A 10,444-nucleotide genomic window follows, 5' to 3' on the forward strand; every position below is an offset into this window, starting at 1 on the left:
CTAGCGCACCGTCCCGCTTGCGCTGCGAGCAGCCAGGCGGCCGAAGATCGCGGCCTTGCCCAGCGCCGTGCCGGTCATGTAGGCGCCGCCGTGAAAGCCGCCCACGATCTCGCCGGCCGCGTAAAGACCGTCGAGCGTTTCGTCGAAGACGTTCACCACACGCATTTGCGCGTCGACGCGCAGGCCGCAGTAGGTGCCGAACACGGCCGCCGTAGACGGGTATGCATAGAAGGGCGCTTGTTCGATGCGGCATAGCTCGCCGTGTCGATGAACGAGATGCGCGCGACCGAACGCTTCGTCGTGGCCCGAATCGACGGCGGCGTTGTAGCGCTCTACCGTGTCGAGCAGCGCGGCCTCGGGCACCTCGATCAGGCGTGCGAGCTCCGCGAGGCTGCTCGCCTCGATGAAAAGCCCCTCTTCGTGGCGGCGCTGGAAATCGAGGATGCGCACGCGGTCGTCGCCGCTGTCCAGGATGCGCTGATCGAGAATCTGGAACGTCGCGCCATAGGGCTGGCGAATCGCGGCGTCGCCGAGCAGCTTGTAGGAGACCGATTCGTCTACGAAGCGCTTGCCGTCCTGGTTCACCGCAATCGCGCCCTTGTAGACGGCGAGGCAGCTATGGTGATTCGTCTCATCGAGCGGATGCTTGCCATACGTGCCCTTGATATAGGCCATGTCGCGCAGGTCGGCGCCGAATTCCAGCGCCATTTTCAGGCCGTCGCCCACGTTGCCGTCGCCACCGATGAACACCGCTTCGTCGTATTGCGGTGCATAACGATGCACCATCTCCGCGTTGCGGCAGAATCCGCCGCTCGCGAGAATGACACCGCGATTTGCACGCAATGTGGCGTAGTCGCTGTTGATTGAAGCGTGCAGACCCGTGAAGCGCCCATCGTCTGCACGAACGAGGCGGTGCGCCGCAGCGCTCGTCTTCACGCTCACGCGTCCTGTCGCAGCGCACGCGCGCGCGAGCTGGCGCACAGCGTCGGCCGGGTCGACCGAATGCACGCGCGGGACCGACTGACCCGACGAGGTTTCGATGGAGGGGCCGAACGCCACGCCGTGCTCGCGCATCCAGTTATAGGTGTCGAGCTGGTGATCGACATAGGCGCGTACAAGCACCTCGTCGTTGTCGAAGTTGCCCACTTCGCGCAGGTCGGAGAAGAGCAGCGCGCTGCTGTCCTCCACGCCGTGCTCGCGCTGCAGGTCGGTGCCGGCGAAGGCGAGACAGCCGCCGCTCATGGCGGAGGAGCCGCCGGTTTCAGGCTGCTTTTCAAGCAGCGTGACGGTGAGGCCCGCGTTGGCGGCTTCGAGCGCAGCGCAGAAGCCCGCCATGCCGCCGCCAATCACGAGCAGGTCCGGTGTCGTCATTGCGCGCCTCCCTCAGCAGCGGCTGGCGATCGTCTCGCCCGCCAGTTTGCCGAACACGAGACCCTTGAGTACCGAAGTCGCGCCCGTGTAGTTGCCGTAGTACATGCCGATCGTTTCGCCTGCCGCATAAAGGCCCGGAATGGGCGCGCCGTCAGTGTTGAGCACGCGCGCGGCGGCGTCCACCTTGAGGCCGCCGAACGTGAACACGTTCGCGGAGATGATCGGATACGCGAAGAACGGCGCACGGTCCACCGGCAGCGCCCAGTTCGACTTGCGTGGTTCGAGCCCTTGCGTGGCGAGGCCGTCGGCAGCCAGCGGATCGTAACGGCCCTCGCGGCAGGCGGCGTTGTACGAGGCGACGGTAGCCGCGAGGGCTTCGCACGGCACACCGAGCTTCGCCGCGAGCGCTTCGAGCGTGGGCGCTTCGATAGCAGGCTGGTCCGTGCGTATCGCGAGCCGGTAGTTCGGGATGTCCTTCACACGCTGATCGAGAATGACCCAGGCGATGCCTTCTTCCTGCTCGTAGATGCGGCGCGTTACGCGCTCGTACCAGGCGTCGACCGTGCCGGGTGCCTCGTCGGTGAAGCGCTGGCCGCGCCTGTTGACCAGAATGCCGTACGGGAACACGAAGATGGACGGCTCCGACACGCCCGAGCGCGGATCAACCGGCTCCGCGTGGTAGCTGCCGAACTCGCCGCTAGGCGCGGCACCCGCGCGCAGCGCCATGGCGATGCCTTCGCCCTTGTTGTAGTAGCCGCCCTTGCACACGGGGCGCAAATAGACCGAACGCGGGCCCAGATACTGCGCCAGCATTTCCGGGTTCCCTTCGAAGCCACCGCAGGCGAGCACGACGGCGCCCGCATAGCGGCGGCGTCCCGCGCCGCGCTTCCATGCAGCGAGGCCCGCGACCGAGCCTTGCGTGTCGACGATGAGTTCGCGCGCCGTGCACTCGTAGTGGAACGTGACGCCCAACGCTTCCGCCTGCGCGGCGAGCGCTTCGACCATCGCTTCGCCGCCGCCCACGGGCAGCAGACGCGGCTGCGAGCGCGTGAGGAACTGGGTCGGCAGGAAGTCGAAGCGCACGCCCATGTCGCGCAGCCATTGCACGGAAGCGGGCACATGCCCGGCGAACGTGGAGAGCACGTCCGCGTCGGCGTACGCAAGCGATGCGGTGGTCTGCGACCACGACGAGCGGTCGAGCGCCATTTCGGCCATCAGGTCGGGGTCGGGGTAGCGGCTCGCGTTTTCCCCCAGGTGCTCCTCGAAGTCGTCGGAGACTTCGTCGAGCGACTTCATGCGCAAATACGCTTCCGTGAAGCGGCTCTGGCCGCCGCGCTCTGCGCGCGTCGCGCGTTCGAGCACGCACACGTTCAAGCCGCGCTGTGCGGCGCTTACCGCCGCCGAAAGGCCCGCTACGCCACAGCCCACTACCACCACGTCAAAATTCTCGTCCATAGTCGCGCTCTCGCTGGTGAATGTACGAGCGCAGAATAGTGGGCGTGAGCGATGGGGCATAGCGCCTCGCGGCGAATTCGCCTTTCGATAAAGACGAAAGATCAACGGGGCGCCGCTAATCGGTATGCATCGCGTGGCCCCGGCCGTTGCTGCCATTGCCGTTGCGCTTCACGCGGTAGTCGAGTTGTGCTCGTGTGAGACCGAGCAGCGCGGCGGCTTTCGACACGTTGCCGTTCGCCGCAGACATCGCCGCGTTGACGAGCGCGTCTTCCACGTCAGCGAGATGCGCACCTTGCTGGCGCACGGCGCCACGCGCCCAATCCTCGAGCGTCGCCGGCGACGAGGCCGCGCAGGCTTGCGTGCCTTCGGCGGCGTTCGCGAGCGCATCGCTCTTTGCGAGCATGCCGGATTCGGTCAGACGCATGAGGCTCGAATGTGCGAAGTTCGAATCGACGCTGAAGAGATGGCGCAGGTCGAGCGATTCGCCGTCGTCAGCGAGAATGATGCCGCGCTCGATGACGTTTTCGAATTCGCGAATATTGCCGGGCCACTTGTGATTGAGTACCGCCTGCAGCGCGCGCGGCATGATGCCGGGCACATGGCGGCCGTGCAGCGCCGAGAGCCGCTTGGTGAAGTACTCGATCAACAGGGGCAGGTCGTCGCGGCGCTCGCGCAGCGGCGGGATGTGAATGGGAAAAACGTTGATGCGATAGAACAGGTCCTCGCGAAAACGGCCTTCCTTCACGGCTTTAGGCAAATCTTCATTGGTGGCAGCGACCACGCGCACATCGAGCTTGATCGTGCGGGTGGAGCCGAGCCGTTCGAACTCGCCGCTCTGAAGCACGCGCAGAAGCTTGCCCTGCGCACTGAAGCTGAGAATGCCAATCTCATCGAGAAAGAGCGTGCCGCCGTTCGCCGCTTCGAAGCGGCCGGCGCGCGACTCGGTTGCCCCGGAGAACGCGCCCCGTTCCACACCGAAGAGTTCGGACTCGAGCAACTGCTCGGGAATCGCCGCGCAGTTGACTTCGACGAACGGCTTGTCGGCACGGTTGCTCCATCCGTGCACCTCGCGAGCGACCGCACTCTTGCCCACGCCGCTCTCACCCGAAAGCAAAACGGTCGCGCGCGTGGTGGCCACGCGGTGTACTTTGTGCAGCATTGCCGTGAAGCTCACGGAAGATCCGACGAGAATCGGCGAGGCGGATTGCGGTTCCGCGGCCGTGGATGCTGCGTTCGCGAGAGGCGTATTGTTCTCCTTCACGCCCGCCGCGCCCACCATGACGCGCGAAGGCGGTGGAGCGACTTGCAGATAGTGCAGGTCCTCTTCGGGGTCGTCCCAATTCTCGACCGGCTGCGCGATCACACGGCACTTGGCCTGTCCCATCGCGCGGCATTCCACCTCTCGCGCGAGAATGCGCTTGCCCATGATCTTGCTGAGGAAGCCCGACGTGTAGCCAATCCCCATCCAGCAGGCGCCTTCGTGTCCGACACCATAGTTGGCGATTTGAATCTCATCCTCGCAGTTGTCGTTCCAGAGGAATTCTGAATAGCAGTAGCCGCGATGGTTGTCGATTTCGATGTGCACGGGCTCCGCTTTGACAAAACCTTCCAGCGCATGAAACTGGGCACCCGCCGCGATGATATCGAGCTGGGACTGATGGCCGCGTACCTTCCACGCGAGTTCCGCGTCGCGCGAGCCGGCTGTATAGCCTAGACGCGTGATGAGGCGGCGCGTACCTTCGAGCCCAAGAGAATCGATCATCTCTCGCCGCATCGCGCCGAGCACCTCAACAGGCAACAGCGCCATGCGCCGGTCCTGTAGCCAGATGCGACCCTCGACCGGGTTGAAATGCAATTGCTCGGCGATGTCGCTGAAGTCCATGGAGTCAAGCAAGACGAATTCAGGGGGCAATGTGTAATCCGTCTGCGCCCGTTCGGGGGTTGCGTCCATATTCGTCGTTCCTCTCACCGCCGTGATCGATGCCTACGCAACGATACGGAAGCAACGCTCGGTCCGTAAATTCATGAAATCCCGCAGTGCCGTCAGTTGCAGCCCCGCGCCGTTCATCATTTTCTGAATCAGGATGTGGGCGCGCGCACACAGGCCGCGCGCAGCCAGGCCGCTTGGAAATGCTTCAGCGCCTTGCCGGGTATGGACATGAGCGAATTCCTGCTACATGGATACGGCGCTTGGCATACCCCTTGCTTGATAGGCTGCGCGCTTCACGAAAGTCCCAGGGCTTTCGCGCAATCGACAAGTTCTTAATAGATACGTGGAGGAGATATGGCCGAAACGGCTGCAGCAATTTCGAACCTTGGCTACGTCGTGCTCGGAGTGAGGGATCTAGGCGCGTGGGCTGACTTCGCGCACAACCTGATGGGTTTTCACGTTACATCGCGCGACGACGGCAACGCGCTGGTGCTGCGCATGGACGAGCACATGCAGCGCATCGTGCTGGAAAAAAGCGGCGCCGACGACATTCAGGAAGCCGGCTGGGAGTTCGAATCCGAAGACGAACTCGACCGCTACGCAGCGCAACTGCGCGAACGAGGCCTCAACGTAACGCAAGGCGACCGCGACTATTGCGTGCGTCGGCGGGTGGAGCGGCTTTACCACTGCGAGGATCCGAACGGATATCGCCACGCGTTTTATTTTGGCCCGGAGATCGCGCAAATGACCGATCCGTTTCGCTCGAGCGTCATGCGCGGAGCCGGTTTCGAAACTGGCGCGCTGGGCATCGGCCATATTCTCACGACAGCGAGCAACTATGAGGAATCCGTCGCCTTCTATCGGTCAGTAATGGGGCTGCGCGTGAGCGACTACATTCGTGAAGAGCGCGCGCCAGGCATCGTCGTGGACGCAACGTTCATGCATACGAAAACGGGCCGCCATCATTCCCTGGCGACCGCGGCCATTCCGGGCCCCAAGCGTCTCAATCACCTGATGGTGGAAGTCAAAGAAATGGATGACGTTGGCCTTGCTTACGACCGTTGTGTCGCGGCAGGCGTGCCGATGTTCCTGCATCTCGGTCACCACCCGAACGACCGGATGTTTTCGTTCTACGTACAGACCCCCTCGGGTTTCGCGATCGAATACGGTCACGGCGGCATCGTGATCGACGACGAGACATGGAAGGTCGTGAGCTATTCGAAGATGAGCGACTGGGGCCACAAGCGCACGCCGCCCGTGCCGGGCTGAACCTGGCGGCGTGAGACGCTGCTACACCTGATACCCGCCTGGATGATGCGAACCGGCTTGCGTTGCCGGCGGGGAGTTGCTTTGTCTTTTTCTGGGGGTGCAAGTGAGTATCTGGAATGATTTGATTGGCGCCGAGGTTCGATATGTTCGAACGCCGGAATTCGGTGTGACGCGCATCATCGAAGGCGGCCGTCAGAACGACGAGGCGCTGATGCTGATGCATGGCATCGGCGGTCACGCCGAGGCCTACGCCAGGAACATCGTGGCCCTGGCGGCGCACTATCGCGTGATTGCTTTTGATTTCGTCGGTCATGGACTGTCGGAAAAGCGGACAGACATCGGCTATGAGATTGACGACTATGTCGAGCAATTGCGCGAGTTGATGGACGCGCTCGACATCGAACGCGCGCACGTGTCGGGTGAATCGCTCGGCGGTGTCGTGGCCGGCGGCTTTGCGGTGAAATATCCGCAGCGTGTGCGCCGCATCGTGCTCAATACGACGGGCGGAATTCCCATTGTCAGCGAGCAGGGGCAGCGCGATCTGCAGAATCTCGCGGAACTCAGCAAGCGCAACATGGGCAAAACGCCCACGTCGGACAGCGTGCGCGCGCGGATGCAGTGGCTCATCCACGAAAGAAACTGGCATTTGCTCAGCGACGAACTGGTTGAAAACCGTCTCTCGTTCTACTCGCGCGCGGACTTTCAGGCCGCGGCGCCGCTGGTGTTCGGCCGCCTTACGCGCAATGCGGGTGGGTCGCCCCAACCGGCCAGCATGATCGATCTTGAAAGCATTCAATGCGAGGCGCTGTTGCTGTGGACCCGGCATAACCCCATTCACGATGTTGCCGCGGCACAGGCCGCGCTGCCGCGATTACCGCACGGGTCGCTTTACGTGATGCGAGGTGATGCGGCGCACTGGCCGCAATACGAACAGCCTGACGAATTCAACACCGTCATGCACGCGTTTCTTTCGACGGGGAAAGCCTGATGGCAACCATTTTGACAAACAACGCGAGTGAGGCTACGCCCGCGCGATGCCCGGTCAACGGCGTCGATCCTTCGCTCTTTCGCAGTGGCATGCGGCGCCTCACGGGCGCCTGCTCGATCATCGCCTCACGCAGCGGCGATACGCGTGCCGGACTGACCGCTACCGCCGTATGTTCGGTGAGTGCGGAGCCCGCGCGGCTGCTCGTGTGTGTAAATCGCTCGGTGCGCGCGCACGAAGTAATCAGTAACTCCGGACTACTGAGCGTCAACGTGCTGGCCGAGCATCAGGAAGACATTGCGCGCCGCTTCGCGGGGATGGTGATCAACGTGGTGGGCGAAGACCGTTTTCTTGGCGCGGGTCGCTGGCGAGAGGGCCGCCTTGGCGTGCCACTGCTCGAGCAGAGCGTCGTGTCATTCGCGTGTCAGGTGATCGAAGAGATCCCGGGCGGGTCGCACACGGTTTTCCTTTGTGACGTGATCGAAGTGTGTTGTGAGAAAGAGGAGACACCGCCGCTCGTGTACTTCGGCGGGAAATTTGCCCGCATAGCGCAGGCGGATTCGGACAATTCAAACGGAGGAGCAGCATGAGCACGGTACTGAAGCAGTCGGTCGAAAACGCCATTCCCACGCAAGCGCAGCTCGTCGAACGCGCGCGGGCGCTGATCCCGATGCTGCGCGAGCGCGCAGCAGAAGTCGAAAAGAACCGTTCGGTTCCGGCAGACATCATCGAGCAGTTCAAGCAGGCGGGGTTCTTTCGCATTCTGCAGCCGCGCCGTTGGGGCGGCTACGAAATGAACCCCTCGGTATTCTTCAAGGTGCTGATGGAACTGGGCCGTGGCTGCTGCAGCAGCGCCTGGAACATGATGATCCTCGGCATCCACACGTGGGAGTTCGGTCATCTTGACCCGCGTGCGTGCGAAGACGTCTGGGGCGAGGACGACTCGGTGATCATCGCCTCCTCGTATGCGCCGTTCGGAACGTACAAGCGTGTTGAGGGCGGCTACATCATCAATGGACGCTGGCCGACTTCGAGCGGCACGGACCACGGTCAATGGGCGTTCCTCGGCCAGATACTGCTCGACGAGGAGGGCAAACCGGTGGACCGCCTGTCGATCCTCGTGCCACGCACCGACTATACGATCCTCGACGACTGGCACGTTTTCGGTCTCGCGGGCACGGGCAGCAAGAGCGTCGTCGTCACGGATGCGTTCGTGCCGGACTACCGCACGCACAGCCTCGCCGATTACAGCATGAGCGATCGCGGCGACATGTACCTCTACCCGTTCTCGCAGATCTTCTACGCGGCTGTTTCGTCGGCCATCAACGGCATGGCCCAGGGCGCGGTCGACCTCTTCATCGAACAGATGCAAACGCGCCGGGACACGACGGGCGGCGCAAAGACTTCGCTGAGCCCGTACGTGAAGGATCGTCTCGGCAATGCGGTGGCGCGCGTGCGCTCCTCGCGCGCCCGCATTCTGCACATGATGCATGAAACGACCGAGTACGTTGAGCGCCGCGAGCTTGTGCCTCTCGAAGAACGCGTGCCGTGCATGCTCGATATTGCGCGGGTGGGCCGCGAAAGCGAAGAAGCGGTGATGTTGCTCTTCAAGGCGCTTTCGGCGCGCGGCATCTATCTCGACAACCCGCTGCAGCGCATTCTCCGCGACGTGATCGCGGCAGCCAATCACATCACCCAGAACGCGGATGACACGGCGGGCACGCTCGGCGCATACCTGCTCGGCCAGCCGCTGCCGCCGCTCTTTTATTCGCGCGATCCTCTGCCGGGACAGGCCGCAGCCTGAGCTGGAGAAAAGCGCAATCAAGGCGCGGCGGCGACACGCTTCATTGCGCGGCCGCGCCGCTTCGAATCACGCATGCAGAACATGGGAAACAGGGAAATGGACCCTTCGTTGATCGCGGACCTCGGCGACGAGCTTTGGCGTGCGCTCGGCAGCCGGATCACCGTCGAACCGCTGAGCACACGCTACGAGGCGCTGAGTGTTGAGGATGCTTACCGGATCCAGCAGCGGCTGATCGAGCGGCAGGTGAGCGCGGGCGCTCGCGTGGTGGGCAAGAAGATCGGCGTGACGAGCGACGCCGTGATGCAGTTGCTCAACGTGCATCAGCCGGATTTTGGCTACCTGCTCGACACCATGCTGCGCGACGAGGGCGCGCCGATCGATACGTCAAAGCTCATTCAACCCAAGGCTGAAGGCGAGATTGCCTTCGTGCTCAAGCACGACCTGATGGGGCCAGGCGTTTCGGTGGCGGACGTGCTGCGAGCGACGGAAGGTGTGCTCGTGTGCTTCGAGATCGTCGACTCGCGCATTCACGACTGGAAGATTCGCATTCAGGATACGGTGGCCGACAACGCATCCTGCGGATTGTTCGTGCTAGGCAGCCAGTTCGTGGACCCGCGTTCGCTCGACCTGCGCACCTGCGGCATGGTGCTCGAGAAGAACGGCGCGGTCGTCGCCACGGGAGCGGGAGCGGCCGCGCTCAACTCACCGGCGAATGCAGTGGCGTGGCTTGCCAATACGCTCGGCCGCCTCGGCGTGCCGCTCAAAGCCGGAGAAGTCATTCTTTCGGGCTCGCTCGGCACGATGGTGCCGGTGAAGGCGGGCGACAACCTCCATGTGTCGATCGGTGGCATCGGGCAATGCTCGGCGCGCTTCGTTTGACTTTTGTGACCCGACAGGTAGCGACATCATGAATCAACCCAGGATACAGGCCGCGATCATCGGCTCCGGCAACATCGGCACGGATCTGATGGTCAAGATCATGCGCAACAGCAAGCATCTGGAGATGGCGGCGATGGTCGGCATCGACCCGAACTCCGATGGTCTCGCGCGCGCCGCGCGCCTCGGCGTCGCGACGACGCACGAAGGTGTGGTCGGTCTCACGCGCCTGCCGGTGTTCAACGACATCGACTTCGTGTTCGACGCGACGTCCGCTGGCGCGCATGTGAAGAACGACGCGCTGCTGCGCACGCTCAAACCGTCGATCCGCGTGATTGACCTCACGCCCGCCGCCATCGGCCCGTACTGCGTGCCGGTCGTGAACCTCGACTCGCATATCGAAGCGCCCAACGTCAACATGGTGACGTGCGGCGGCCAGGCGACGATTCCGATGGTCGCGGCGGTGTCGCGCGTCGCGAAGGTCCACTACGCCGAAATCGTCGCGTCGATCAGCAGCAAGTCGGCGGGCCCCGGCACGCGCGCCAACATCGACGAGTTCACCGAAACGACTTCGAAGGCGATCGAAGTGGTGGGCGGCGCGGCGAAGGGCAAGGCCATCATCGTGCTGAATCCGGCCGAACCGCCCGTCATGATGCGCGACACGGTTTATACGCTTTCCGAAATGGCGGACCGTGAGAAGGTCGAGCAGTCCATCGAAGAGATGGTCGCGAAGGTGCACGCCTACGTGCCGGGA

General features: G+C 63.3%; 9 protein-coding genes. 6 read left to right on the forward strand and 3 right to left on the reverse strand.

Annotated elements, in window-relative coordinates:
• The 3 genes from M3I53_RS35365 to M3I53_RS35375 form a co-directional block, all read right to left on the reverse strand.
• Entirely contained in the window at nt 1-1,371 is a 1,371-nt protein-coding gene (locus M3I53_RS35365; RefSeq protein WP_254320419.1) for an FAD-dependent oxidoreductase, read from the reverse strand.
• A gap of 12 nt (nt 1,372-1,383) precedes the next feature.
• Nucleotides 1,384-2,826: an FAD-dependent oxidoreductase gene (locus M3I53_RS35370; RefSeq protein ID WP_254320420.1), complete on the reverse strand. Its 1,443-nt coding sequence runs from the start codon at nt 2,824-2,826 to the stop codon at nt 1,384-1,386.
• 115 nt (nt 2,827-2,941) lie between these two features.
• Nucleotides 2,942-4,777 carry a sigma-54-dependent Fis family transcriptional regulator gene (locus tag M3I53_RS35375; RefSeq protein ID WP_254320421.1) on the reverse strand — a complete coding sequence of 612 codons (1,836 nt, stop codon included), beginning with the start codon at nt 4,775-4,777 and terminating at the stop codon, nt 2,942-2,944.
• 333 nt (nt 4,778-5,110) lie between these two features.
• On the opposite strand from M3I53_RS35375, the gene M3I53_RS35380 reads away from it, so the two are divergent.
• From M3I53_RS35380 to M3I53_RS35405, 6 genes are all read left to right on the forward strand, one after another.
• A complete protein-coding gene (locus tag M3I53_RS35380; RefSeq protein WP_254320422.1) occupies nt 5,111-6,025 on the forward strand; it encodes a VOC family protein in 915 nt (304 codons plus the stop codon).
• A 166-nt stretch (nt 6,026-6,191) separates the two neighbouring features.
• Nucleotides 6,192-7,013, forward strand: a complete 822-nt coding sequence (locus M3I53_RS35385; RefSeq protein ID WP_254320423.1) for an alpha/beta fold hydrolase — start codon at nt 6,192-6,194, stop codon at nt 7,011-7,013.
• Between the two features lie 89 nt (nt 7,014-7,102).
• Nucleotides 7,103-7,600 (forward strand): flavin reductase family protein, encoded by a 498-nt coding sequence (locus M3I53_RS35390; protein ID WP_254320424.1) that lies wholly within the window; start codon nt 7,103-7,105, stop codon nt 7,598-7,600.
• A complete protein-coding gene (locus M3I53_RS35395) occupies nt 7,597-8,814 on the forward strand; it encodes an acyl-CoA dehydrogenase family protein (RefSeq protein ID WP_254320425.1) in 1,218 nt (405 codons plus the stop codon). The genes M3I53_RS35390 and M3I53_RS35395 overlap by 4 nt, the downstream gene beginning before the upstream one ends.
• A 96-nt stretch (nt 8,815-8,910) precedes the next feature.
• Entirely contained in the window at nt 8,911-9,693 is a 783-nt protein-coding gene (dmpE, locus tag M3I53_RS35400; protein ID WP_254320426.1) for a 2-oxopent-4-enoate hydratase, read from the forward strand.
• A gap of 28 nt (nt 9,694-9,721) precedes the next feature.
• On the forward strand, nt 9,722-10,444 hold a 723-nt coding region (locus M3I53_RS35405), incomplete at its 3' end, for an acetaldehyde dehydrogenase (acetylating) (RefSeq protein ID WP_254320427.1).

This window comes from Paraburkholderia sp. CNPSo 3272 (assembly GCF_024206495.1).
Taxonomy (GTDB): domain Bacteria; phylum Pseudomonadota; class Gammaproteobacteria; order Burkholderiales; family Burkholderiaceae; genus Paraburkholderia.